The sequence below is a fragment of the Aeromonas sp. Y318-1 genome (genome assembly GCF_027706125.1).
In the GTDB taxonomy this organism is placed as follows: domain Bacteria; phylum Pseudomonadota; class Gammaproteobacteria; order Enterobacterales; family Aeromonadaceae; genus Aeromonas; species Aeromonas hydrophila.
In genome coordinates, this window is sequence record NZ_JAPDCM010000003.1 from 1 (window position 1) to 25,205 (window position 25,205).

At 61.6% G+C, this 25,205-nt stretch carries 25 protein-coding genes and 1 rRNA gene; 12 read left to right on the plus strand and 14 right to left on the minus strand.

Annotated features, from left to right (window positions below; genetic code table 11):
- The 4 genes from OKB87_RS04840 to OKB87_RS04855 all read right to left on the minus strand — a co-directional run.
- A 16S ribosomal RNA gene (locus OKB87_RS04840) occupies window positions 1–64 on the minus strand; the annotation flags it as partial.
- A gap of 491 nt (window positions 65–555) precedes the next feature.
- On the minus strand, window positions 556–1,614 hold the full coding sequence (locus OKB87_RS04845) for an NAD(P)H-dependent flavin oxidoreductase (protein WP_270826630.1): 1,059 nt from the start codon (window positions 1,612–1,614) through the stop codon (window positions 556–558).
- Window positions 1,611–1,895 (minus strand): helix-hairpin-helix domain-containing protein, encoded by a 285-nt coding sequence (locus OKB87_RS04850; protein WP_270826631.1) that lies wholly within the window; start codon window positions 1,893–1,895, stop codon window positions 1,611–1,613. The genes OKB87_RS04845 and OKB87_RS04850 overlap by 4 nt, the downstream gene beginning before the upstream one ends.
- 68 nt (window positions 1,896–1,963) lie before the next feature.
- Complete coding sequence (locus OKB87_RS04855; protein ID WP_270826633.1) at window positions 1,964–2,611, minus strand: ribonuclease T2 family protein; 648 nt, start codon at window positions 2,609–2,611, stop codon at window positions 1,964–1,966.
- Window positions 2,612–2,841: 230 nt separating this feature from the next.
- On the opposite strand from OKB87_RS04855, the gene OKB87_RS04860 reads away from it, so the two are divergent.
- Together OKB87_RS04860 and OKB87_RS04865 are read left to right on the plus strand one after the other, a co-directional pair.
- On the plus strand, window positions 2,842–3,402 hold the full coding sequence (locus tag OKB87_RS04860; protein ID WP_005309014.1) for a carbonic anhydrase: 561 nt from the start codon (window positions 2,842–2,844) through the stop codon (window positions 3,400–3,402).
- 145 nt (window positions 3,403–3,547) lie between these two features.
- Entirely contained in the window at window positions 3,548–3,838 is a 291-nt protein-coding gene (locus tag OKB87_RS04865; RefSeq protein WP_270826635.1) for a hypothetical protein, read from the plus strand.
- A 66-nt stretch (window positions 3,839–3,904) separates the two neighbouring features.
- Here the strand turns inward: OKB87_RS04865 and OKB87_RS04870 are convergent, their stop codons facing one another.
- A complete protein-coding gene (locus OKB87_RS04870; RefSeq protein WP_270826638.1) occupies window positions 3,905–4,813 on the minus strand; it encodes an SAM hydrolase/SAM-dependent halogenase family protein in 909 nt (302 codons plus the stop codon).
- 170 nt (window positions 4,814–4,983) lie between these two features.
- Between OKB87_RS04870 and OKB87_RS04875 the strand changes: the two genes are divergently transcribed.
- Window positions 4,984–5,439: a hypothetical protein gene (locus OKB87_RS04875; protein WP_270826639.1), complete on the plus strand. Its 456-nt coding sequence runs from the start codon at window positions 4,984–4,986 to the stop codon at window positions 5,437–5,439.
- Between the two features lie 58 nt (window positions 5,440–5,497).
- Complete coding sequence (locus OKB87_RS04880) at window positions 5,498–5,647, plus strand: hypothetical protein (RefSeq protein WP_270826640.1); 150 nt, start codon at window positions 5,498–5,500, stop codon at window positions 5,645–5,647.
- A gap of 6 nt (window positions 5,648–5,653) precedes the next feature.
- Here the strand turns inward: OKB87_RS04880 and OKB87_RS04885 are convergent, their stop codons facing one another.
- The gene (locus OKB87_RS04885) at window positions 5,654–6,886 is read right to left on the minus strand and encodes an MFS transporter (RefSeq protein ID WP_270826641.1); all 1,233 of its coding nucleotides are present in this window, start codon (window positions 6,884–6,886) and stop codon (window positions 5,654–5,656) included.
- Window positions 6,887–7,105: 219 nt separating this feature from the next.
- Between OKB87_RS04885 and OKB87_RS04890 the strand changes: the two genes are divergently transcribed.
- Together OKB87_RS04890 and OKB87_RS04895 are read left to right on the plus strand one after the other, a co-directional pair.
- Window positions 7,106–7,975: a LysR family transcriptional regulator gene (locus OKB87_RS04890; RefSeq protein WP_270826642.1), complete on the plus strand. Its 870-nt coding sequence runs from the start codon at window positions 7,106–7,108 to the stop codon at window positions 7,973–7,975.
- 102 nt (window positions 7,976–8,077) lie between these two features.
- Entirely contained in the window at window positions 8,078–9,325 is a 1,248-nt protein-coding gene (locus OKB87_RS04895; RefSeq protein WP_270826643.1) for a DEAD/DEAH box helicase, read from the plus strand.
- A gap of 69 nt (window positions 9,326–9,394) precedes the next feature.
- Here the strand turns inward: OKB87_RS04895 and OKB87_RS04900 are convergent, their stop codons facing one another.
- Window positions 9,395–10,687 carry a hypothetical protein gene (locus tag OKB87_RS04900; protein WP_270826644.1) on the minus strand — a complete coding sequence of 431 codons (1,293 nt, stop codon included), beginning with the start codon at window positions 10,685–10,687 and terminating at the stop codon, window positions 9,395–9,397.
- Between the two features lie 163 nt (window positions 10,688–10,850).
- Window positions 10,851–11,615: a CphA family subclass B2 metallo-beta-lactamase gene (cphA, locus tag OKB87_RS04905; RefSeq protein WP_429075928.1), complete on the minus strand. Its 765-nt coding sequence runs from the start codon at window positions 11,613–11,615 to the stop codon at window positions 10,851–10,853.
- Window positions 11,616–12,306: 691 nt separating this feature from the next.
- Here cphA and OKB87_RS04910 point away from each other — a divergent pair.
- Window positions 12,307–13,665: an RES domain-containing protein gene (locus tag OKB87_RS04910; RefSeq protein WP_270826647.1), complete on the plus strand. Its 1,359-nt coding sequence runs from the start codon at window positions 12,307–12,309 to the stop codon at window positions 13,663–13,665.
- A gap of 188 nt (window positions 13,666–13,853) precedes the next feature.
- Here the strand turns inward: OKB87_RS04910 and OKB87_RS04915 are convergent, their stop codons facing one another.
- Together OKB87_RS04915 and aguA are read right to left on the minus strand one after the other, a co-directional pair.
- Entirely contained in the window at window positions 13,854–15,557 is a 1,704-nt protein-coding gene (locus tag OKB87_RS04915) for an amidase (protein WP_270826650.1), read from the minus strand.
- 163 nt (window positions 15,558–15,720) lie between these two features.
- A complete protein-coding gene (gene aguA, locus OKB87_RS04920) occupies window positions 15,721–16,818 on the minus strand; it encodes an agmatine deiminase (RefSeq protein WP_270826652.1) in 1,098 nt (365 codons plus the stop codon).
- Window positions 16,819–16,971: 153 nt separating this feature from the next.
- Between aguA and OKB87_RS04925 the strand changes: the two genes are divergently transcribed.
- Both OKB87_RS04925 and OKB87_RS04930 read left to right on the plus strand, forming a co-directional pair.
- A complete protein-coding gene (locus tag OKB87_RS04925; protein ID WP_270826931.1) occupies window positions 16,972–17,925 on the plus strand; it encodes a LysR family transcriptional regulator in 954 nt (317 codons plus the stop codon).
- A 387-nt stretch (window positions 17,926–18,312) separates the two neighbouring features.
- Window positions 18,313–18,648, plus strand: a complete 336-nt coding sequence (locus OKB87_RS04930; protein WP_073348885.1) for an endonuclease domain-containing protein — start codon at window positions 18,313–18,315, stop codon at window positions 18,646–18,648.
- Between the two features lie 196 nt (window positions 18,649–18,844).
- Here the strand turns inward: OKB87_RS04930 and OKB87_RS04935 are convergent, their stop codons facing one another.
- Window positions 18,845–19,411: a TetR/AcrR family transcriptional regulator gene (locus tag OKB87_RS04935; protein ID WP_076361471.1), complete on the minus strand. Its 567-nt coding sequence runs from the start codon at window positions 19,409–19,411 to the stop codon at window positions 18,845–18,847.
- A gap of 188 nt (window positions 19,412–19,599) precedes the next feature.
- Here OKB87_RS04935 and OKB87_RS04940 point away from each other — a divergent pair, with 188 nt between their 5' ends.
- Together OKB87_RS04940 and OKB87_RS04945 are read left to right on the plus strand one after the other, a co-directional pair.
- A complete protein-coding gene (locus tag OKB87_RS04940; protein WP_270826653.1) occupies window positions 19,600–20,637 on the plus strand; it encodes an alkene reductase in 1,038 nt (345 codons plus the stop codon).
- Window positions 20,638–20,841: 204 nt separating this feature from the next.
- Complete coding sequence (locus OKB87_RS04945; protein WP_011704691.1) at window positions 20,842–21,780, plus strand: bifunctional helix-turn-helix transcriptional regulator/GNAT family N-acetyltransferase; 939 nt, start codon at window positions 20,842–20,844, stop codon at window positions 21,778–21,780.
- Window positions 21,781–21,837: 57 nt separating this feature from the next.
- Here OKB87_RS04945 and OKB87_RS04950 read toward each other — a convergent pair whose 3' ends face one another.
- Complete coding sequence (locus tag OKB87_RS04950; protein WP_270826655.1) at window positions 21,838–22,296, minus strand: carboxymuconolactone decarboxylase family protein; 459 nt, start codon at window positions 22,294–22,296, stop codon at window positions 21,838–21,840.
- Window positions 22,297–22,376: 80 nt separating this feature from the next.
- On the opposite strand from OKB87_RS04950, the gene OKB87_RS04955 reads away from it, so the two are divergent.
- Complete coding sequence (locus OKB87_RS04955) at window positions 22,377–22,853, plus strand: MarR family winged helix-turn-helix transcriptional regulator (protein ID WP_270826656.1); 477 nt, start codon at window positions 22,377–22,379, stop codon at window positions 22,851–22,853.
- Between the two features lie 66 nt (window positions 22,854–22,919).
- Here OKB87_RS04955 and OKB87_RS04960 read toward each other — a convergent pair whose 3' ends face one another.
- Together OKB87_RS04960 and prfC are read right to left on the minus strand one after the other, a co-directional pair.
- Window positions 22,920–23,258 (minus strand): nuclear transport factor 2 family protein, encoded by a 339-nt coding sequence (locus OKB87_RS04960; RefSeq protein WP_039214220.1) that lies wholly within the window; start codon window positions 23,256–23,258, stop codon window positions 22,920–22,922.
- Window positions 23,259–23,426: 168 nt separating this feature from the next.
- Window positions 23,427–25,016 (minus strand): peptide chain release factor 3, encoded by a 1,590-nt coding sequence (gene prfC, locus OKB87_RS04965; RefSeq protein WP_085946238.1) that lies wholly within the window; start codon window positions 25,014–25,016, stop codon window positions 23,427–23,429.
- Window positions 25,017–25,205: the final 189 nt, after the last annotated feature.

The window sequence follows — 25,205 nt, forward strand, 5'->3', positions numbered from 1 at the left end:
CGACTTGCATGTGTTAGGCCTGCCGCCAGCGTTCAATCTGAGCCATGATCAAACTCTTCAATTTAAGTTTGGTTGCCTGTTAAGGCGGCTCAATGAATTGCTGAATTAACTGCTGCAACTAAAAGTTGCTTTGGTCACTTCATCAGACATTGATATCAAAAATTGTTTTTGATGCTCGATGCTGTGAGTGCCCACACAGATTGCTTGATTCAAATTGTTAAAGAGCGACGCAGCTTTTGGCTGCTGCGGGAGTGGCATTCTACTCAACCGCCTTCTCGAGTCAAGCCTTATTTTCAAAGGCTTTTCGAGGTTACCGACCCGGTTGTTTGCGTTGCCGCTTGCCGTGTCGATGGGGCGCATTATAGAGAGATTGATCACGCTGGCAAGGGGGGAAATGCAATAAAATTGCAAAAAAGCGCACTTTTTTAGTTATTCATATCCAAGCACAGCTTTTATACAAACTTATCCACAGATAACGAGTAAAACAGGGAGATCCGAGTCTGCTTTTACCCTGTTTTCCATCCCCCCGCTTGAGCCAGCGCTCACGCTGACTTCCTATATAGGCATAACTTCAGCCAACCCGGCTTCTTTTACCCAACGCGAGATCAGCTCGGCAGCCGGCCAGTCACGGCAACCAGAGACATTCTGGCCGGCCCAGAGCGGCGAACACCCACAATCCCCCCGCTGTTCGGCCGCACAGCGCAGCGGTGCCAGGGCGCCACTGGCATGAGGAAACGCAGGCACATCTTCGGACAGCGGGCCCAGCTCTCGCATCAGGCGATTGACGATGCCGCGAGCCGGTCGACCACTGAACAGGTTGGTCAGCGCCGTGTGTCGCCCTGCCGACGAGTGCAGTGCCGCCCGATGCAGGGCCGAGGTGGTCGCTTCGTGGCAACAGAGAAAGGCGGTGCCCATCTGCACGGCGCTGGCACCCAACGCCAGTGCCGCGCGAATGCCGGCGCCATCGACAATACCGCCAGCGGCGATGACCGGCAGCCTCACCGCCTCTACTATCTGTGGCAACAGGCTAAAGGTGCCCTGCTGCAGGCTGAGATCGTCCTCGAGGAAATGGCCGCGATGGCCCCCAGCCTCCAGCCCCTGGGCGATGACGGCATCGGCACCATGGTCGGCAAGCCAGCGGGCTTCCGCGACCGTGGTGGCGCTGGCCAATACCTTGGCCCCGCTGGCTTTCACCCGGGCCAGCAACCCGGGTTCGGGCAGTCCGAAATGAAAACTGACCACGGCCGGTTTGAACTCGGCCACCATGGCGGCATGCTCAGCATTGAACGGTGCCCGGCTGGGGGCCGCCGTGCCGGCCGTGTCGCGCACCCCGTATTCGTCATAGTAGGGCGCCAGCCGCTGCAACCAGCGGGCCTGGGCGGCGGGATCCGGCGCCTCCTGCCGATGGCAGAAAAAGTTGATGTTGAATGGCCCCCCGCTTGCCGCCAGCCGGGTCAGCTCTTCACGCAAGGTGGCGAGGCTCAGCATGGCAGCAGGCAATGAGCCCAGCGCGCCGGCCCGAGTCACGGCCAGTGCCAGCGCGCTGTCCTGCACACCGGCCATGGGGGCCTGAATGATGGGGTAGCGCAGCCCCAGTTCGGCAAACAGCGTCATGATGTCGCCTCTTGCCGCTCGGGAGTGATGCCGCCAACCTGGCTGCGTGCCAGGGCGATGGCCCCATCGATGGCCGCCCGGGCCTGCGGGCTGTTCTGCCAGCAGGTCGAGCCCAGCATGCTGGCCACCAGTTGCACGATATGGCCGGTGTCGGCCTCGCCCAATTGCGCCAGATTGTGGTAGCCAAGCTGTTCAAGCCGCCCGATGACGGTGGGCCCCACCCCTTTCACGCCGAGCAGCAGCGCCCGCTCCTCGCCCGAAAATCCTTGCTTGCTCTTCATTGATCAGACTCCTTTCCCATACCCTCATTGCACATCAGGCCCGCGAGGGGCCTGATGAAGATAAGTGGTCAACGTACGCTGCGCAGCAGGAAGTCCGGCTGACCGCAGGAGCGCAACTCGCGCTTTTGCATCTCGTCGGAACAGGTGACGGCTGCCGTCCCCTCCTTGTTGATGCAGATATAGACCTCCCGCAGGAAACGGCCACCGTCGGCGCAGGCCACCGTGATGTTGTCCGGTGCCAGCCAGTCGTTGGCACTGGCCAGATCAGCCTTGAGCTGGAAGCGGCTCTTGCGCAGCGGCTCGGCGGGAGACTGATAGGCGGCCGGGATCTTCACCTTCTGGCGCAGGTCGCTGGCCAGCTGATGAAAGCCGCGCTGACTCAGACCGGAGCAGGTGCCGTGCTTCTCCCACTCATGGCGATAGAGAAAACGGCTGGGATAGAGGCCGGCAAACTGCTGCTCCATCGCCGGATCCAGCCGCTCGCGGCTACAGCTGCTCGGATAGCCGCGCTGATACTGGGGCCAGAGCCCGTGCAGCACGAATCCCAGCTGGCGGGAACATTGGTCCCGGTCGGCCGGCTTGATGGCGCAATGCTCCGGGGACCAGGAGAGCGCCATGGCGTAATAGTCAAATTCACCGGCCTCCCCTTTGGCCTGCACGGCAGAGGAAAACCAGGGGGCCAGCAGCATGCCGAGCAGCGCAACAATCTTCTTCATCTTGGGTATCCAGGGTTATGCACATAATGTCGAGCGGGCCGTTTTGCCCTCGAGAACGGCCATGCTCCCATATTTTGCCCAGAGGGAACACCCTGCCGGGGCGCCGGCCCATGTTGGGGTCAGACCAGTAAAGGGTTTCCCCTCCCGGCACCGAGGCGTAAGCTGACTCTCCGGCGGGCCCGCACGTCCGGCCTGCTTCCCGTCCGCTTTCCTCTTCAACAGGATGTAACATGATCCGCAAGAATCCCTCCGGCCATCTGCCGGTCATCGACGAGTCAGCCTATATCGACAAGACAGCCATCATCTGTGGCAAGGTGATCATCAAGGAGAACGTGTTTGTCGGCCCCTATGCGGTGATCCGCGCCGACGAGGTGGATGCCAGCGGCGACATGGAGCCCATCGTCATCGGCGCCAACTCCAACATTCAGGACGGGGTCGTCATCCACTCCAAGTCCGGCGCCGCCGTCACCATCGGCGAGTACACCTCCATCGCCCACCGCAGCATAGTCCACGGGCCGTGCGAAGTGGGCAACCGGGTGTTCATCGGCTTCAACAGCGTGCTGTTCAACTGCCACATCGGTGACGGCGCAGTGGTACGCCACAACTCGGTGGTGGACGGCTGCGATCTGCCGCCGGAGTTCTACGTTCCCTCCACCACCCGCATCAACCAGCAGAGCGATCTGGACCATATCCCGCGGGTGTCGGTGGATGCCGCCGAGTTCTCCGAGGACGTGGCCCACACCAACATCGACCTGGTCAAGGGGTACAAGGCGCTCTCCAACGAGTTCTGAGTCCCGCGGTTGCCAGGATCCACAACGGGCGCCAAGGCGCCCGTTGTCATGACTGTAAAGAGGGTGAAAAGGGAGCGTAAAAGCCGTTGAGCTAGCGGTCCGCCTGGCGTTTGATGGGCCATCTTCCCTGGATGGAGTCATCCCCATGTCACGTTACCCCCTCGCACTCACCCTGCTGCTTGCCAGCCTGTCGGTCCAGGCCTGTGAGCAGCCAGCCCCGCCAGCCGGTCGTCCCGATGTGCGCCCGCCGGCGTTGCCCGCCCCCCTCTATCACGCCAGCAAGCTGGGCCAGGATCCTCAGGCCACGGCCCAGGCGCTGTTCAAGAACATTCCGCCGGCCGAAGCCGACAAGCGCTATGAGGTGGTGGTCAGCGTCCGCGAGCTGCCGCCCCAGCCCATCCGGCTCCAACCCGCCGCCCCGCTCAAGGGGCAGTAAAACCCACAGCAGGACCAGCAACAACAAGGGCGCCGTAGCGCCCTTGTTGTTGATGAAAGCCCCTGCTTAGGAGCACTTCTTCAGACTGATATGCCAGTTGGCGCCGGATTGCACCTGATGTTGGGCGGCGAAGCTGTCCATGTTCAGCGCCACCGACACCTGCAGCAGGCTGTTGAGATAGACCAGCGGCTGACCTTCCGGCACGTCGCCAAAGCTGCTGACGTAGGGGGCCTTGCCCTCGTATTTCAGCGCATCCCCTTCGCTGATCTTGATGCAGGCGTTGTCACCCTTGTTGATCCCCGCCTTGGTCAGCAGGCTGTCGTCGATGTTGGTCCAAACGTTGCCGTACTGCACGTCCAGGATCGGAATAGTGCCCTTGAGGGTACCGTCCTGCTCGGCCACTGCCGGTTGATAAGGGATCTTCACCACCTCGGCCGCCAGCTTGGGCCCTACCTGCTCATAGCTGATGGCACCGGAGGCGAGCCGGGCGCCGGTGTAGGCGTAGACGTCGCGGCCGTGGAAGGTGTAGGACTTCTCGGAGCCCTTGAGGCGGTTGGTCTTCTCGTCGATCTGGCGCACGGTATCGATGCCGAAGTGCTCCGCCACCAGGGTCAGGGTGCCGTTGTCCGGGCTGACGATGTAGTGGCCGCTCTTGGTCTTGAGCACCACCGACTTGCGATCGGTGCCGACCCCCGGATCCACCACGCTGACAAACACTGTCCCCTTGGGCCAGTACTGCAGGGTCTGATAGAGGCGGTAGGAGGCTTCCCAGATATTGTAGGCCGGGATCTCGTGGGTCAGGTCATAGAGCGGCAGGGTGCGATCCACCCCGAAGGCGACCCCCTTCATGGCCGAGACGGCGCCATCTTTAAGACCAAAGTCGGTCTGGATCACCAGCGCCTCGTTGGCGGTGGCAAGGCCGCTGGCCAGCAACAGGGCGAGCGCAAGCGCACGGGGGGCGGTACGAATATCCATATCTGAACTCCTGAAGGAAATGACAAGATAACCATCTAGACATCCAGAATGCCATCGCTTCCACATATTGCAAGCCATATTCCCCGGATGGGGGGCGCCGAAAGCCCTCGCCAGCAGGTCGCGGCGGGTGTATGGATAGGGCTGCGTCACGACCGCTACAAGGAGATCCCATGACCCACAACCAGACCGCCATCCTGCTCAGCCTGGGGGAGCACAGCAGCCAGCTGCAGCTGACCCGGGCCGACGGCACCCGCTTTACCCGCGACCTGGGCTTCGGCCTCGAAGCCATGACGCCGGGCCCGTTTCGCCGGGATCCGCCGAGCGCGCTGGAGCTGGAGCAGGCCATCATGGTGGTGGAGGACGTGTTGATGCCGCTGGCCGCCGAGGTGCCGCCCCATGAGGTGGTGACCCTGCAGGCGCCGCTGCCGCTGGCCGAAGTGCTCGGCAGTCGTGAACTGAGCCGGGAGAGCCTGGAGCAACTGTTTGGCCAGTTTGCCGCCATGGTGGAGGGCGACCCGCTGGCTGCTTCCAGCCTGCCCAAGACCCGGCGCTTTGCCGCTGCCCTGCTGATCCTGCGCGAATGGATGCACCATCTATCAGCCGAGCGGGTGGTACTGGCCGAGTGAGTCACACCAGCCTGCCCAAGACCCGGCGCTTTGCCGCCGCCCTCTTGATCCTGCGCAAATGGATGCACCATCTGTCGGCCGAACGGGTGGTGCTGGCCGACTGAGTCACACTAGCCTGCCCAAGACCCGGCGCTTTGCCGCCGCCCTCTTGATCCTGCGCGAATGGATGCACCATCTGTCGGCCGAGCGGGTGGTGCTGGCCGACTGAGTCACGCTAGCCGGCAGCCGGCTCGAAGCGGGTGCGCCAGGCCGCCCAGGCCAGCCCCAGGCTGATCAGCACGCTGCCGACGGTGAGCAGATCCACCGCCGCCTGCACGCCGGCACTATCGCTGACCCAGCCCAGCAGCACCGGCACCCAGTTCGCCACGTAGGCGATCACGTAGAAGAGCGACACCAGCCGGGCGTGACTGGCAGCCGGCGCGATGCGGTTGACCAGGGTCGCGCTGCCGACGAACACCGCGCCCTGGGCGTAACCGGCCACCAGCAAGCCGACCACCGCCAGCCACCACGACTGGGCATGCACGGCGCCGGCAAACAGCAGCATGCAGAGCGCCAGCGCCAGGGCGCCGCTTTGCAGGGTGTGACGGGCATCGAGCCGACGGGCCCAAAGCTGGCAGAGGCCGGAGAGCACCATGTAGGCCGCGATGAGATAGCCGAACAGGCCGAGATCCCGCAGCCCCAGTAGCTGGCTCGCCACCTTGGGGCCGATGGCCAGCAGGCTGGCCGCCACCGCCCAGGCGGTAAACAGCGCCAGTGCACAAATAAAGAAAGCCGCCCCGGTGGCCTTGAGCCCCTCCCCCAGCGATCCCCTGCCCTGCTGCGTTGCCGCAGCCGGCGCCCCTTGCGCGCGGGCGGGCCAGCTCAATGCCACCCCCGCCATGGCGCAGGCCGCCAGTCCCATGATGAGCAGGAAGGGCAGTTGGGTCGGATAGAACTCCAACTGCAACGCCAACCCGCTGAACACCGGGCCAAGCGCCAGCCCGGCGGTGAAGGAGAGGGTGGCGCTGAGGGCGGCCCGCTTGCCGCCATCGCGCGGGCCAAAGCGCAGCAGGGCCACGTTGGCGGCGCCGGTCAGGGCGCCGGTGCCGATCCCGGCCAGCACCCGCGCCAGCAAGAGCGACCAGAAGGAGTCCGCGAGAGAGAACAGCAGGGCGCCCCCCAGTACCGCCAGCAGGGCCGGCAGGATCATGGCGCGCAGATCGCTCACCCGGCCCGCCAGATTGCCCACCCCGAACAGGGAGATCAGCACCCCGGCCGCATAGCCGCCATAGATGAGGGTGAGACTGACATCGCTCAGGGCCAGCGCCTGCTGATAGTGGGGATAGAGGGGGGTGGGCACGCTGCTGTTGAGCAACGCCGACATCAGCGCCAGCGGCAGAAACAGCAGGATGGCGCGATGGGAGGTAGCCGCCGCAGAGGGGGCGGCGGCACAGAGGGATGATGACATGCAAGGCTCCGATGAGGGCGGGCAAGGCCGCTGACGAGAGGCATCATGATAGCGCCCGTCGCGGCCCCTCGACAGCGACACAAATGCATCAGTCTGCTTCAATAATGCATGTCAGTGGCATCTATCTGCATGTCGACAAGGGCACTCTCGCCTTGTGATCCCGCCGGCACTGGCTTCTAATGGGCACGCCCCGCCGGGGCACTTTGAGTGGGAGACTCGATGATCAACTGGGACGACGCGCGGTTTTTTCTGGCATTGGCACGGCAGGGCACCCTGCGCGGCGCCGCCGGCGTACTGGGGGTCGATCAGGCCACCGTGGGGCGCCGCATCACGGCGCTGGAGCAGAACCTCGGCTCCAAACTCTTTATCCGTACCCCCAAGCTCTATGATCTCAGCCCCCTCGGCGAGGCCATGCTGGCGGATGCCAGCGCCATGGAGCAGGCCATCAAGGCCATCGAGCGCAAGGCGAGCGCCGGCGATCAGAGCCTGTGTGGCGAGGTGCGCATCGCCACCACCGATACCCTGGCCCAGGCCTTCGTGTTGCCCGCCCTCACCCTGCTGCGCGAGCGCCACCCCGGCATCCGGCTCAGCCTGCAGACCGCGGTCAGTGTCAGCGACATCGCCTACCGGGAGGCCGATCTCGCCATCCGCGGGCTGCGCCCGGACAACGACGAGCTGGTGATCAAGCGCCTCACCACCATAGAGATGGGGCTCTATGCCTCCCGCGACTATCTGGCCCGCCACGGCACGCCCAAGAGCGGCCATGGCCTCAGCCAGCACGCCCTGCTGCTGTTTGCCAAGGAGCTGGTCTCCCGCCACTGGCACAGCTTGTGCGGGGAGCCGCTGCACGAGCCCAACGTGGTGCTGCAGTGCAACGCTCAGCTGCTGTTGCTGGCGGCGGCTCGCCAGGGGCTCGGCATCGCCCTGCTCTCCACCTTTCTGGCAGACAAGGAGCCGGATCTGGTGCGCGTGCTGCCTGCCCTGTGCGATCCGGTCGACATCTGGCTGGTGCTCCACCCCGACTTGCAAAAAGCCAGCCGGGTGCGCGCCGTGGTGGATGCGCTGGAGGAGGTGTTTCACTGCCGCTGAGCCGGCGGTGCCTTCTGCCCGCAGCCCCGCATCTGTTACCATGCCGGCCATCAAGACTGTTTCCAGCGCGGCGTGGCCGCGCCCATCCCGACGGGTACCCTTATGTCCATTGCCTCCTTCGCCGATCTGGCACTCTCCCCCCGCTTGCAGCAGACCCTGGCCGAGCTTGGCTACGCCGCGCCGACCCCGGTGCAGGCCAGCGCCATCCCGGTCATTCTGGCGGGGCGCGATCTGATGGCGGGCGCCCAGACCGGCACCGGCAAGACCGCCGCCTTCGTGCTGCCGCTGCTGGAGCAGTTGCTGGCGCAGCCGCAAGGGGACTCCCGCCCCATCCGCGCCCTGGTGCTGGTGCCGACCCGCGAGCTGGCGGTGCAGGTGCATGACAGCGTCACGCGCTACGCCAAGGGCACCGACCTCACCAGCACGCTGGTCTACGGCGGGGTGAGTATCGCGGCGCAGGTGGAGGCGCTGAAAGCCGGGGCGGATATCCTGATCGCCACCCCGGGCCGGCTGCTCGACCATCTGCGGCAAGGGGCGCTGAGTCTGGCGGCGCTGCGCCACCTGGTGTTTGACGAGGCGGACCGCATGCTCGACATGGGCTTTATGGACGAGATCAAGGCACTGCTGAAACAGATCCCGGCGGATCGCCAGACCCTGCTGTTTTCGGCCACCTGCGATGACAACCTGTTTGCCTTGAGCAAGGTGTTGTTGCGTGACCCTGAACTTATCGAAGTGGCCCCGCGCAACACCACGGCGGCCGAGGTGGAGCAGCGGGTCTATACGGTGGATGGCGATCGCAAGCTGGCGCTGGTCGAACACATGCTCAAGGTGAAGGGCTGGGCACCGGCCCTGATCTTCAGCCGCACCCGCCAGGGCGCCGACAAGCTGGCCCAGCAGCTCGGCAAGGCGGGCATCAATGCGCTGGCCTTCCACGGTGATCTGTCACAAGGCGCGCGGGAGAAGGTGCTGCTGGAGTTTCGCGCCGGCACTCTGCAGGCGCTGGTTGCCACCGACGTGGCGGCCCGCGGCCTCGATATCACAGACCTCAACTACGTGATCAATATGGAATTCCCGTTTGTGGCGGAGGATTACGTGCACCGTATCGGCCGCACCGGTCGCGCCGGCAACAAGGGGCTCGCCATCACCTTGTTCAGCCCGGAAGATGCGCCGCTGTTAGAGAAGGTGGAGGCGGTGCTCGATACCCGCTTGCCCCAGCAGTGGTTCCCGGGCTTTGAGCCGGATCTGACCCGCTTCGAGCCCGAGCCACGCCGCAGCAGCAAGGCAGCCCAGAAGCAGCGTGCCCGAAAGCAGGCACTGGCTGGCAACAAGGGTTGCAAGGGCCGACGCTAAGCCGCCCCGGCACCGCCAATAAAAAACGCCCGACCGGGCGTTTTTTATTTTTCGGCTAACCGCAGGCGGCTATGAATCGGTGGCCAGCATGGGCGGCAGGGCCCGCAGGATGCGCTGCTCGGCCAGGGTGGAGAGCACGAACATCACCAGATAACCGAGGCCGAGCGCCACGATAATGGCCACCACGTTGGTGGTGAAGCGGGCCACCAGGTAGTAGGCCGCCACCAGTGCCACTATGCCCACCGCGCGGATCAGCAGGCTCTGGGTAAAGTGTCCGTGGGCCTTGATGTAGGCGAGCTGGTAACCGTTGAGCATCATAAAGATGAAGAAGAGGGAGAAGTGCAGCAGCACCGGCACTGCCCCCAGGTAGTCGGCCGGGAACAGCAGCGACACCAGCGGCTTGCCCGCCAGCAGCATCACCAGAAAGAACACCAGGCTGACGATGGCGCTGAGGCGGAAGATCCAGCGCCGGATCAGCCTTATCTGGCGATGATCACCGCTGCGCAGATTGACCGCCAGCTCAGGCAGCACGAAGCGGTAGATGGGGAAGACGAACAGGGTGGTCATATAGGTGAAGATGGGACGCACCACCACCTGAAAATCCCCCAGCTCGTCGAGGCTGAAGTGGCGGATGGTGAGCAGTACCGTGATGTAGATCATCAGGATGCTGGCCCCCGCCTCGAGGGATGCGGTAAAGCTCTTCTTCACATAGCTGCGCATCTCGGGGCCGAGCGCCACCTTGGCCAGCGGCCGGGTGGCGATGGCCCGGCGCCGGTGCAGATACATGTAGCCGGCGATACCGAGCGAGGAGAAGGTCAGCCCGTAGAAGAGCGAAGGGAGCGCAGCCATCCCGAGCCCAAAGTAGCAGGCCATAAACAGCAGGCCATTGGCCAGCGGCTCCAGCCAGGTGACCCGGTTGGAGATCCCGTACATCCGGTACATGGCCACCAGATTGGTGAAGTAGACCTTGAGCCCCAGCCCGAAGATGACCCCCACCAGTTGCAGATATTCGGCCCGGATATGGAGCCCGTGCTTGATGTAGGGGATCACCAGCCCCCAGGTGAGCAGCACCATGCCGATGAGGAAGTAGCGGAAGATATTGATGATGTCCCGATCGTTTTTGGTCTGGGAGTAGCTCACCACCATGGAGGAGCGAAAGCCGGTCATCAGGATCAAAGAGAGGGAGATCAAATCCACCACACTGTTGAACAGCGCCAGATCCCCCTTGGCCACCCACTGCGCCAGCCACACCTTGAAGGCGAAGCCGATGATGATGCTGGCAAGGGACGCCCACATGCCGGTGATGAAGGCCTGCTTGAGGCGGCCAAGTGAATCGGGTTGTTCGTCTTGAATTGCGTGCATCACGAAAGGCCCGCTAACTGCGTGAAGAGAGGCCCATCTTATGAAAGGGGGCCGCCCTTGAACAGCCCGAAACAGGGGGCAGGAGCTCCTCCCTGCCAGAAACGCCCGGCCGGGCGTCTCCTTTAGTGCGTCCAGCCCGTCATCCGGCTGCCGCCGCGGCGGCTTATGACTGGGGTGCGGCCTTGATCAGCGCCTCGTAGTGATCAATCAGCTCGGGCCCGTGCAGCGGTGAGTCGTGACCGCCCACCACCGTCTTGATCGGCAGCTTCATCGCTTTCAGCCGCTCGATGGTCTGCGGATAGGCCTTCACATTGGCAAAGCTCAGGTTGCCCAGCTTCTCCTTGAGGATGCAGTTGCCATAGAGCACCTGCTCATCGGGGAAGTAGACAAAGATGCCGTCCGGGGTATGGGCCGGGCCCGCGTAGAAGGCGCGCAGCTTGCCCTCTTGCAGCGTGAAGTCGCCATCGTGCACCACGTTGGGCAGCACCAGCGGCAAGTCTGGGTACTCCGGCAACCCCTGGCGGGTAAAGGCGACAATCTCGGCCCAGTCGCTCTTCATCAGATCCCGGGTCTGGCGGGTCGATACCACCTTGGCGCCGATGGACTTCCAGTAGGCGTTACCACCTGCCCGGTCGGTGTGGTAGTTGGTGTTGATCACCTCCAGCACCGGCTTGCGGCTGACCCGTTTGATCAGCTTGTGCAGCTCGCGGGCGGTATCCGGCGTCCAGGTCGCCCCCACCACAGTCACCCCCTTGGCCCCGAAATAGACCATGGAGTTTTCCTGCACGTAGTAGCTGTCCTCCGCCACATAGACAGGGCCGCTCACCTGCGTCAGCGACATCCCTGCCGCCCGCACGCTGCCACCCCAGAAACTCGCCATCAGCACCACGGCCCCGGCCAGCCCGCACTTTATCCAACCTTTCATCATCTGCTCCCTCGCGCCAATCGGCCCCTCGTCACCCCTGTGACAAGCCGGGCCCATTTATCAGTGGGCAGAAAATACGGGGGATTTGTGAGGGGAAAATGAGGTTGTGTGAAGTCTGGGTGAAGTCAGGTGGAAGTCAGAAAAATCAGGGGGAATTGGCGGTAAACCACGACCAATATGGCGATTTACGGTACGGGAAATCGAGAGAGGTAAAGGCTCAAAACGAAACGACAACACAGATAGCGGCCCCTCACCCTAACCCTCTCCCGAGGGAGAGGGGATGGCCTGTGCCAATTCCAAACCCCCACCCGAACCTCGTACGTAAAGCACAATCAGCGGAGCCTATTTGCTCCCTTCTCCCCTTGCGGGAGAAGGGCTGGGGATGAGGGGGAGGTAACAATAAGCTACATAATGTAGGGTCGATTAGCGCAGCGTAATCGTCCGCATACCGCCACGCATCGAGTCATGGCAAGGCCAGCAGGAAACTCTGAATATCACCCGCTTATCGGCCACAACCTGTTCGCGATTGTCCGAATACGCTTCGCTATTCGTACCTACGGCCCTGAAATGTGATCTGTGAAGGTATCTCAGGGAGTGATTATAAATTAATAAGATAGTACCATTGTGAAATATTTAAAGAATTATCTTTGGTATTTAAACTATGTCTTGTGAGAAATTTATTTGCTACAAATGCGTGAGTGAAGAATATATCAGTAAGTTTATCAAAACAAATGGTGAAAACATTCATAGATGCAGCTACTGTAAAAGCAGGCGTAAAACAATCCCACTAGATGACTTAGCAGAACCTATGCATAATGTATTTTCACTATACTATACATGCAGGACTAATGGAGATTTATATTATGGATATGTGTTTGGTGAATCAGCAGAAGAAGTGATTTATGAATGCCTTGGCGTAGATGATGAAATCCAATCAGATCTTCATGAAATTCTGCAAGAAAATTACAATGACCATTATGACTGTACAATCACATACGATGATGATTTTACTTACAAGAGAACTCATCATTTAACAGAAGAGTTAGACGTCAAATGGGAAGAGATTAAAACATCATTGCAGAGTGAAGCTAGATTTTTCAATTCTCATGTAAAATCCTTCTTTGAACAAATATTTAGCGATCTTGAATCACATATAACGCATGACGGCAGCAATGCGATAACTTACATTGATAGTAATACTTCATTATTTAGAGCCCGAGTATTTGATAGCCTAGATAAAGTTGAGAATGCCTTAAAACATCCTGAAAATGAATTTGGACCACCACCTCATCAATATGCTACATCAGGCCGAATGAATGCACAGGGAATACCTGTTTTCTATGGAGCTATGTCTTCTGATATAGCGATTGCAGAGGTAAGGCCTGCCGTAGGTAGTTATGTTGTTGTTGCTCAGTTCAAGCCAGTAAGGCCACTACGGATACTAGATATATCTACTTTAGACAAATTAATACCGTCAACGGATAGTCTATTTGATCCTGCAACGACCGAAAAACTCGCAATATCATCATTCTTAAAAAGATTATCATATAAGCTCACCATTCCCATTTCAGGTGTGAGAACAGATAGCGAATACTTGATAACTCAAGCTGTGTCTGAATATCTCTCCGTTTCTGAAGTGAATGCTCTTGATGGTATAAAGTTCAAATCAACTCAAAAGGCAAGCGATGAAAATAGCAATGAGTCTAGCTACAACATAGTGTTATTCACTAAGTCATCTGCTGTAGCTGGCGCTGAAAACAAAAAAACAGAATATGCAGTTACAATGTACGAATACGATTGCGATGATGACTCATATCATCAATATTTATCTCCTGAGATATGTAAAAAAGAAGTAAAAACCAAAAGAAAACATTTCTATGGCATAGATACAGAGGAACAAATAAATATATCTTTGCAGCTAGACATTAATTCATTAGCCATCCATGAAATAAAAGGCGTTACATATCAATATGAAGAGCATAAAATTAAAAATGGCAAGCCAATAGAAAAAAATGGTCAAAATGACTCCTTCGATGAGGAGGATTTATTTTGATAAGAACTCACAATTCATATCAAGGAACAAAGAAACCACTTTAATTTAAAAATAGTAACTTTATTATAAATTGAGTTTATGTTGTAGATAACTGTAAATATTCTTATAAAGAAAAACCACCCGCAAATTACGGGTGGTTTTTTCCATTATCTCAGAATGAACCCGAGATATTTAACTCACCACACAAATCAAGCCAACGGCGGCGTCCGTGGTGGCACCATACGCTTGCTGCCGGTGGACTCGAAGGCCGAGGCGAAGCGCAGCAGGTTGTTGTCGTCATAGGCGCGACCGGCGAAGGTCAGGCCCACCGGCATACCGATATCGGCCATCACCCCCATGGGGACGGTGACGGTCGGCACGCCGAGGTGGCGGATAGCGAGGTTGCCGTTGGCAACCCAGATGCCGTTGCTCCAGGCGATATCGGCGGAGGCCGGATTCACATCCGCATCAGCCGGGGCGACGTCAGCGACGGTGGGGAACAGCACGGCGTCGAGCTTGAGCCCGTCCATCCAGTCTTCCAGATCCAGCTTGCGGGTCTGCTCCAGACCGCGCAGGCCGTCCGGCACCGAGGCAATTTCGTCGAAGCGCTTGAGGCCGCGCTTGGCCATGTTGACGTACTCGTCCATGCCCGCCGCCAGATCGCCCTCGCGGTTCGGCAGGGTACCCGGATCGTGGGGGAAGATCTTCGGCCCATCGACATCGGCCAGCTTGTTGAGTTTGGGATCGCCGTTGGCGCGCAGGAAGTCGTCGAACGCCCAGCCGGAGAGCTCCCACAGCTCATCGTTGAGAAACTCCGGGCTCACGATACCGCGATTGAACACGGTCGGCGCGCCGGGTCTGTCCCCTTCGCAGTTGGAGACCAGCGGGAAGTCCACTTCGATAACTTCGGCGCCAGCGGCTTCCAGCGCCTGACGGGCCTGCTCCCACAGCACAATCACGGTCGGACGGGTATGAATACGCTGACCGGTCGGGCCGCCGATGCCGGGGTTTTCGCTGGTGCCGGCCAGTTCATCCTTGTTGATAAACATGCGCGGCACGCCGAGGCGCTTGCCCTTGAGGGCATCGGCCTTGGCAGCCAGATCCAGATAGGAAGCCGGACGCACCTCGGACGCCTTGGGCAGTTGCACCCAGGGCTGCAGGCGCCAGAGATCGCCACGGGGATCGCTATCGTCGGCGACCACTACATCGAGCACTTCCAGGAGATCGTTCATGGTGCGGGCGTAGGGCACCACCACATCCATGGTCGGAGTCAGCGGCCAGTTGCCGCGCACCGAGATGACGCCACGGGACGGGGTGTAGGCGCACAGACCGTTGTTGGAAGCCGGGCCGCGGCCGCTCGACCAGGTCTCTTCCGCCAGACCAAAGGCGGAGAAGCTGGCAGCGGTGGCGGTACCGGCGCCGTTGGAGGAGCCGGAGGCAAACGGTGCGGTCAGGTAGTCGGCGTTGTAGGGGCTCTCGGCACGGCCATAGACGCCGCGCTGCATGCCGCCATTGGCCATCGGCGGCATATTGGTTTTGCCAAGGCAGATGGCACCGGCGGCGCGCAGGCGCTCAACGGTAAAGGCATCGCGCTGGGCCACCAGATCCTTGAAGGCCGGGCTGCCGGAGGCGGCGGTCAGCCCCTTGACCAGATAGCTGTCTTTGGCGGTGTAGGGGATGCCGTCGAGCGGCCCCAGGGTTTCGCCACGGGCGCGGCGCGCATCGGACGCTTGCGCCTCTTTCAGTGCATCGGGATTAGGCACCACCAAAGCGTTGAGTTTGGTGGCGGTCTCGGGGCCGTTGTAGGCCTCGAGCCGGGCCAGATAGGCCTTGACCAGTTCGACCGCTGTGGTGCGGCCTGCTTCGAGCGCGGCACGCAGCTCGGCAATGGAAACCTCGGTCACTTCGATCATGGGGATCTCCTGTAAAGGGTGACGGTGTGCGATATCGGCTAACGCGGCAATATCGCAGCGAATCGCTTCAGGGTGGTCGCAGCCGCTACAGCTCCCGACCCCCGTATATCAAGAGACAAAACCCCACGATGTGGGGTTTTGTCGAGTTAGTCGAGCCTGCTGCTTATTTCCCAGACGGGATTTGCTGAGTGATGCAGTGGATATTGCCACCGCCCAGCAGGATCTCGCGGGCCGGCACGCCGACGACCTTATGCTCCGGGAAGATCTCTTCCAGAATGCGCTGGGCTTCGCCATCGGTGGCGGCATCCAGCAGCGGATAGACGATGCGATCGTTGGTGATGAGGAAGTTCACGTAGGAACCGGCCAGACGACCTTCTGCCTCGCGCGGCACACCGGTGCCGCTCTCGACGCCGGCAGACTCTTCCTGGGTGCAGTAGAGCGGGCCCGGCTGGGGCAGCTTCCACACTTTCAGCTTGCGACCCTTGGCGTCGACCGCCGCTTCCAGCACCTTGAGGGCGGCCAGGGAGCGCTCGTACTGGGGATCATTCTGATCGTCAGTCCAGTGCAAGGCCACCTCACCCGGACGCACGAAGCAGCACATGTTGTCGATGTGGCCGTCGGTCTCGTCCATGTAGACGCCTTCGTCCAGCCAGATAAAGCTCTGCACACCCAGATAGTCGCGCAGGTGAGCTTCGATCTGCTCTTTGCTCAGGTGCGGGTTGCGGTTTTCGTTGAGCAGGCACTCGGCAGTGGTCAGGCAGGTGCCTTCGCCGTCGACGTGGATGGAGCCCCCTTCCAGGATCAGCGGCGCATCGTAACGGGCCATGCCGTGCTGTGCCAGCATCTGGGCCGCCACTTGCTCGTCTTGATCCCACGGGTAGTAGAGACCGCCCTTGTGACCGCCCCAGGCGTTGAAGCCCCAATCCACCCCACGGCACTCGCCGGCCGCGTTGGTGACGATGGTGGGGCCGCTGTCGCGGGCCCAGCAGTCATCGCTGTTCATCTCGACCAGGGTGACATGGCTGGGCATGATGGCGCGAGCCTGCTCCATAAACTGGGCCGGCACCCCCATAAAGACCGGCGTGGCTTGCCCGATGGCATCGGCCACCTTGGCGAAGGTGGCTTGCGCGAAGCGACCGGCCTCACGCCAGTTGTCCGGGCGAAACGGCCAGATCATCCAGACGGCCTGCTGGTGTGCCCACTCGGCGGGCATGGTGAAGCCGTCAGCGGCCGGCGTGGTGTTCATGGTCTTGATGCTCATCGCAAGGCTCCTTGCATGGATTGAGACCCCGCAGGCGTGAAAACGCGGCGCGGGGATCCTGGAAAAATAACAGTGGTCGCAGTGTAAGAAGTTGCGCTCACATCCATCAAATGAATAGGATGGATTGTCCCATAAGCCTGGCAAATAATCTTGATGAAACTGCACCAGCTCGACCTCAACCTGCTGCTCGCCTTTGACGCCCTGATGGCGCAGGGCAGCGTCACCCGCGCCGCCGAAACGCTCTTTATCAGTCAGCCCGCCATGAGCCATGCGCTCAACCGGCTGCGCACCTTCTTTGGCGATCCGCTGCTGGTGCGCACCCCGCAGGGGATGCTGCCGACCCCGCGCGCCCAGCGGCTGCATCTGGGCGTGCAGCAGGCACTGCGACTGCTGGAGCAGCAACTCAGCGACGAGGAGGTGTTCGAGCCGAGCCAGTCGAAGCGCCGCTTCGTACTCTGCACCACGGATTACGTGGAGTGCGTGCTGATCCCGCCGCTTATCCAGCGCCTCAAACGGCTGGCGCCCGGGGTCACCATCGAGATCCGCATCCTGCGCGACACCCTGCCCGAAGCCGAGCTGGCGAGCGGCGAGATAGATCTGGTGCTCGGCTTTGACGAATACATGCAGGTGCCGGGGTATCTCGGCAAGGAGACCTGGCTCACCGAGCCGCTGGCCGGGCTGGTGCGCGCCGATCTGCCGATGGCCGCCCCGGCGCTCGCAGAGAGTGGGGATGACCCGGCACTGCGGGCCGAGCGCATCAGCTTGGCGCAGCTGATCGAAATGCCCCACGTGTTCCACTCGCCGCTTGGCACCTCGGAGGCGAGCCTGGATCGCTATCTGAAGACGCTGGGGTTCAGCCGCACCATCTCGGTCAACAGCCAGAGCTATATGTCCGCCGCCGCCATCGTCAGCCAGAGCGATCACCTGCTGGTGCTGCCCAGCATGGTGGCCGAGCTGCTCGCCAGCCACTGGCCGCTGAAAAGCCTGCCGCTGCCCGAAGATGTGCCGGATTATCACCTCAACTGCGTCTGGCATCCGGTGCATGCGCAGCAACCAGCGTTGATCTGGTTGAAGGCGCTGATGAAGGAGTTGGTTAATCCGGAGTAACCCGGCAACGTGTGCCCCCCTCATCCCCAACCCTTCTCCCACAAGGGGAGAAGGGAGCTGATCCTGCGCCACTGGCAGCATGGCTGACAACCTGTCTGACGGGGCGAAATACATCCCACCAGCACATTGGTCTATCGACTCATCAGCTCATCAGTTCATCAGTTCATCAGTTCATCAGTTCATCAGTTCATCAGTTCATCAGTTCATCAGTTCATCAGTTCATTGTCATGCCACGATGGCTCCGAGATGACCAAAAAATGACAACTGTTACTCGATCTGTCCCCTCTCCCTCTGGGAGAGGGGCAGGGTGAGGGGACGCCACCCACTCAGTCACCAGACCGGGGAATGGCTATATCTAATAGGGTCAAATAGCTCTGGATAGGCACCATGAGAACCCATCCGTTTGCCAAGCGAATGAGGCGAGAAGCCACCCTTGCCGAACAGAAGCTGTGGCTGCAATTGCGCGACCGCCGTCTGGCCGGGGTGAAATTCCGTCGCCAGATGCCCATCGGGCCCTACATTGTCGATTTCATCTCTCTTGAGCAGAGGCTGATCATCGAGGTAGACGGGTCACAGCACAACGAACCGGCAGGGCGGCAATATGATGGCGCAAGAACGGCCTACCTCAATCAGCAGGGCTTTCGGGTGATCAGAGTGTGGAATAACGATGTGTTGAGTCGGATGGATGTCGTACTGGCCCATATTTGGCTCTCATTGCGCTGAGCAGAGCCCTCCCCCTCATCCCCAACCCTTCTCCCGCAAGGGGAGAAGGGAGCAAACCACCCGGCGGCGTGTGGCATCCCCAGAAACAACCATGGCTCCCGCAAGGGGAGAAGGGAGCAAACCACCCGGCGGCGTGTGACATCCCCAGAAAAAACCATGGCTCCCGCGGGAGCCATGGTTGTTTCTGGGCGGTGCATTACGCCCGCAGGGCCGTCATCAACTGGGTGACCACGCCGCCCAGCAGGGCGGGCTCGGGGCGGCACTGGGCGAAGGTGACCAGGCCCTGGATGTTGATGAGCAGGAAGGCGGTCAGGGTCGGAATGTCGCGCCCGGCCGCCAGCTCGCCGCGCTCGAGGGCCAGGCTCAGCACCGCCGCCAGATCGGCATCCAGCTCGCCATAGATGGCCTTGAGCTTCAGGTGCAGCTCTTCGTCCTGCTCCGCCAGCTCCATCAGGGTGCGAGTCACCAGACAGGTGCCGCAGAGGGCGTCGTTCACCACCTGCTCGAGATAGGCCTGCACCCCCGCCAGCGGGCTCGCGGCGGCGAAGAAGCTGCGCCGCAGGGCGCTCTTCTCCTGCACATAGTGGTCGACCGCCGCCAGCAGCAGGCCGCGCTTGTTGCCAAACGCCGCGTAGAGGCTGCCCGGATGCAACCCGGTCGCCGCCACCAGCTCCTGCATGGTGGTCTTGGCGTAACCCTTGGCCCGAAATGCCTCCATGGCATTTCGCAAGACGTCGTCCCGGTTGAACTCGGCGCTGCGCATGGTTTCTCCGTTGAAAAAGCGGATTCACCGACCAGGGGCCGGCGAGGGGAAATAAGAGGGCGGCAAGTTTACCCCAGCGGGCCGGCAACACCAACCCATGTTGAATGCTCGTTCAAAAAAGACTTGCACACAAAACAAAAAACGTCTTGAATGCACGTTCAAGAATCACTCCCTCAGGACAGACGATCATGAATACCCTGTTTCAGCCCTATCGCCTCAACGACACCCTCACCCTCGCCAACCGTTTCATGATGGCTCCCCTCACCCGCTGCATGGCAGGTCCGGGCCTGGTGCCGACCGAGCAGATGGCCGCCTATTACGCACGCCGCGCCGACATCGGCCTCATCATCTCCGAAGCCACCATCATCCGGCCGGACGGTCAGGGCTACCCCAATACCCCGGGGATCTACAGCGCCGAGCAGATCGCCGGCTGGAAGAAAGTGACCGGCGCCGTGCATGCCAACGGCGGCAAGATCTTCGCCCAGCTGTGGCACGTGGGTCGTCTCTCCCACCCCTTCTTCCACCACGCCGAAGTGCTGGCCCCCTCTGCCGTCGCCCATGAGGGCACGGTGCCGCGCATGCGCGAGCTGGTCTATCAGGTGCCGCGTGCCCTGACCGAGAGCGAAATCGCCCAGCTGGTCGAGGATTATGCCCAGGCCGCCGCCAACGCCATCGAAGCGGGCTTTGACGGGGTGGAGATCCACGGTGCCAACGGCTACCTCATCGATCAGTTCCTGCACCACGCCAGCAACCTGCGCACCGACAACTACGGCGGCAGCCCGGAGAATATGAGCCGCTTCGCGCTGGAGGTGGTGGATGCCATCAATGCCCGCATCGGCGGGGAGCGGGTGGGCCTGCGCCTCTCCCCCGGTGCCTACGTGCACCTCGAAGGGGATGCGCGGGATCGCGCCGTGTTCGACCACCTGCTGGCCGAGCTGAATCAGCGCAACCTGGCCTATGTGCACCTCGGCATCTTCGATGACAGCCTCACCTTCGACTACCTGGACGGCCGCGCCTCTGACTACCTGCGCGCCCGCTACGACGGTCATCTGGTAGGGGTGGGCAACTACAGCGCCGAGACCGCAGCCGAGGCCATCAAGGCCGACCGCTTCGACCTCGTCGCCATCGGTCGCCCGCTTATCGCCAACCCAGACTACCTCGCCAAAGTGAAACAGGGGGACGCCCTGGTTCCCTATGCCGACACCATGCTGGCCGAGCTGGTCTAACGCTCGCCGGCACCTTGCCTGACCAAGGATGGGATCCGCGCCCTCGCGCGGGTTTCCAATGTTTGGGCCCCCTCCCGGGCCCTTTTTTGTGCCCGCTCGTGATGCCCGCCGTTTCACGACCCTAGCCAGCGCAATAAAAAAGTTGCTAGTAACAACTAGTTGGCTATATTGGTTGTTGATGACAACCAAATAGGAAACCCTGATATGGATCCCCGCCCCCTGCGCGCTCTGTCGCGCGATCTGGTACGCGAACTCGGCATGCTCTCCCAGCAGTGCGGCGAACTGGCGCTCAGCCCGCTCGAAGCCCATCTGCTGATCGAGCTGGAGAGCGGCCCCGCCACCAACCAGCAACTGGCCGAACGGCTGCGCATCGACAAGTCCAACGCCAGCCGCCCGCTGGCCCGCCTGGCCGAGCGCGAGCTCATCAGCTGGCACCCCCATCCGTCCGATGGTCGCAGCAAGGAGGCGCGCCTCACCATCGCCGGCCAGGCCCAGCTGCTGGATCTGCATCAGGAGATGGACAGCGCCATGGAGGAGACCCTGGCCCAGCTCACCCTCGCCGAGCGCGAGCAGCTGTGGACCGGTCTGCGCCTCTATCGCAGCGCCCTCTCCCGCGCCCGTCGCCAGCAGGGTTACCGCATCCGTCCCATCACAGCCGCCGACAACCCCCATATCGCCGCCGTGATCCGTGCCGTCTCCGCCGAATACGGGCTCACCGCCGACAAGGGCTACGGGGTGGCCGACCCCAATCTGGATCGGCTGCATGAGACCTATCAGGGCGCGCAGAGCCGCTACTGGGTGATCGAGGGGCCGGACGGCACCATTCTCGGCGGGGGCGGCATAGCGCCGCTGGCGGGGGAAGAGGGGCAAGTCTGCGAGCTGCAGAAGATGTACTTCATGCCCTCCCTGCGCGGGCTGGGGCTGGGACGCCGGCTGGTGCTGCAGGCGCTGGACGAGGCGCGCGCGCTCGGTTATCAGCGCTGCTACCTGGAGACCACCGCCGTGCTGCGCGAGGCCACCGCGCTCTACGAATCTCTGGGCTTCGAGCACCTGCCGGGCCCGCTTGGCTGCACCGGCCACGATGCCTGCGAGATCTGCATGGTGCTGGCGCTTGGCGCCGACGATGGCCAGCGACCGGCTTGAGTGATCAGCTCAGGATAAAAGGGCGGCACCGATGCCGCCCTTTTGTTTGGCTACCGCTCAGAGCTGGGCGGCGGGCGGCACGAAACGCAGCGCCACCCCAAGCCGGTTCCAGCTGTTGATGGTGGCCACCGTCACCGACAGCTGCACTATCTGGGCCTCGCTGAAGTGCTCGCGCAGCTCGCCATAGAGTGCGTCGGGCACGCCGTCCGGCGGCAGCAGGGTCAGGCTCTCGGTCCAGGCCAGGGCCGCCCGCTCCGGGGCGCTGAACACGGTGGCATCGCGCCAGGCCGCCAGCTGATCCAGCTTGGCCTGCCCCACCCCGCTGCGACGGGCGATGTTCAGGTGATACTGCAGGCAGAAGCTGCAACCATTGAGTTGGGAGGTGCGCAGCTTCACCAGCTCGCTCAGGCTCTTGTCGAGGCCAGCCTCGTCCACCGCCTTGCCGGCGGCGATCAGGGCGTCGTGAGCCGCCGGCAGCAGCTGGCGAAAGTCGGGGTAATCGATGCGGGTGCTCATTCTGGTGTTCTCCTTGGGCATGACTTAATATCAGGGCACGAACAACATATCAGCACCCTGACATGATAAACAAGCCCCCCTTGAGTACAGAGCTGTCCATCCCCCTGCCCGCCCCCGGCGAGGGCAAGCGCGGCGAAGCGGGCCACCTCGGCTATCTGCTGCGCCAGGCTGCTGCTGCCCAGCGCCTGCGCATGGAGCGGGCGCTGGCGGACCTGCCCATCACGGCGCCCCAGTTTGCCCTGCTCACCATGCTGGATGCCTATCCCGGCAGCTCCAACGCCGAGCTCGCCCGCCTCACCCTGCTCACCCCCCAGACGGTGAGCCCCATGGTGACCAGCCTGGAGCGCAGCGGCCTGCTGGCCCGCACCCCTCACCTCCAGCATGGCCGCATCCAGCAGCTCAGCCTGAGCCCGGCGGGCGCCACGCTGCTGGCCGAGGCCAAGGCCAGGGTCGCCCGGCTGGAGCAGGAGCTGGCCGCCCCGCTGGCCGAGGAGGAGTTGCTACTCGTCAAACGCTGGTTGGCGAACCTCGCTACCGGCATGGAGAGCGAGGCCTGACACCAGCCGGTGTTAGCGGACGGAGCTTGCAGTCAGGCCAAGACAGACAGGAGCGCTGGGCGCCTTTCAGGTGGGGAAGTAGAACCAGGCCGTCTTGATAAGGCCCGCCTCTACTTCGAAGACCGCCATGCTCTCCAGCGGCTCGGGGGAGAGGCCATAGATCAACTCGTGATCAAACACCTTGTTGCCGATGACGGTTCTCGACAGCAGCTCGGCCCTGAGCAGCGGGTTATTGAATCTGTGCTCGGCATAGAAGGCTCTGAGCGCCCCCTTGCCCACAGTGCTCGGGCTCTCCGTCGGCATCCGGTATCCCTTGAACGCCTCGCAGAAGCAGGCCAGGAAGGCCTCGAGATCGTGGGCGTTGTAAGCGTTGAATTGTGCCTCGACGGGCAGTTCGACCGACATGCATCACTCCCTGAATCATGTAACAGCCTTCTTTATAGGGGGCATTGCCCCCCTTGTCGACGGGGGATGGCAGCTCAGCCCCCATCTGCGCCTTGATCGCCATGCAAAAAAAGACCCCGCCTGAGCGGGGTCTTTTTTTATCTTGTCTGCCTAGCGGGCAAGCCCTTGTCAGTGCTCGCGGGTCTGGCGGAACTGGACGTCCGGGTGACGCTCCTGGGCCAGGCGCAGGTTCACCATGGTCGGCGCGATGTAGGTGAGGTTGTCACCGCCATCGAGGGCCAGGTTGACCTCGTTCTTGCGCTTGAACTCTTCGAACTTCTTGACGTCGGTCCCTTCCACCCAGCGGGCGGTGGAGACGTTAACCGCCTCGTACAGCGCCTCGACGTTGTACTCGCTCTTCAGACGAGAAACCACCACGTCGAACTGCAGCACACCGACCGCACCGACGATCAGATCGTTGCTGATGAGCGGACGGAACACCTGCACCGCACCCTCTTCGGAGAGCTGCACCAGCCCCTTGAGCAGCTGCTTCTGCTTGAGCGGATCGCGCAGACGGATGCGGCGGAACAGTTCCGGCGCGAAGTTCGGGATGCCGGTGAACTTGAGATCCTCACCCTGGGTGAAGGTGTCGCCGATCTGGATGGTGCCGTGGTTGTGCAGACCTATGATGTCGCCGGCGAAGGCGTCTTCCGCCTGCTCGCGGTCACCGGCCATGAAGGTCACGGCGTCGGAGATGTTCACGTCCTTGCCGATGCGCACGTGGCGCATCTTCATGCCCTTGGAGTAGGTGCCTGACACGATGCGCATAAAGGCGATACGGTCGCGGTGTTTCGGGTCCATGTTCGCCTGGATCTTGAACACGAAACCGGAGAACTTCTCCTCGGTGGCGGCCACTTCACGGCTCTCGGCCTTGCGCGGCATGGGCGACGGTGCCCAGTCGGTCAGGCCGTCCAGCATGTGGTCCACACCGAAGTTACCCAGTGCAGTACCGAAGAAGACCGGGGTCATCTCGCCGGCGATGAAGGCATCGTGATCGAACTCGGGGGAGGCACCCTGTACCAGCTCCAGCTCGCCGCGCAGCTGGGCCGCCAGATCTTCGCCGATGGCGGCATCCAGCTCGGGGTTGTTCAACCCCTTGACCACCCGCTTCTCCTGGATGGTGTGGCCCTGGCCGCTCTGATACAGATAGGTTTCGTCCTTGTAGAGGTGGTAGACCCCCTTGAAGGATTTGCCGCAGCCGATGGGCCAGGTGATGGGGGCGCACATGATGTTGAGCTCGCGCTCCACCTCGTCCATGACCTCCATCGGATCGCGCACTTCGCGGTCCAGCTTGTTCATGAAGGTGAGGATGGGGGTGTCACGCAGCCGGGTCACTTCCATCAGCTTGCGGGTCCGGTCTTCAACACCCTTGGCGGCGTCGATGACCATCAGGCAGCAGTCGACCGCCGTCAGGGTACGGTAGGTATCTTCGGAGAAGTCCTCGTGACCCGGGGTGTCGAGCAGGTTGACCAGACAATCGGCATAGGGGAACTGCATCACCGAGGTAGTGATGGAGATACCACGCTGCTTCTCCATCTCCATCCAGTCGGATTTGGCGTGCTGGCCTGAGCCACGGCCCTTGACGGTACCGGCACGCTGAATGGCCTGTCCAAACAGCAGGACTTTTTCGGTGATGGTGGTTTTACCCGCATCCGGGTGCGAGATGATCGCAAAAGTGCGTCTCTTGGAGACTTCACTCAGAAATTCAGCTGACATAATTCAACGTTCTTCTATTGGGCGGCGGCCTTAAGCCACCGTGGGATAATTCCGGAGTGCCGCATTGACTCACGGTCCGGCATGGATACGCAACGAGCCACACCAAGCTGGCATCAGACCAACCGGTGGAGAGAGGAAGAGGGTTGCGTTACATGGGTCTTCTCACCTGAGCCAAAGCAAAATTGCGCGACA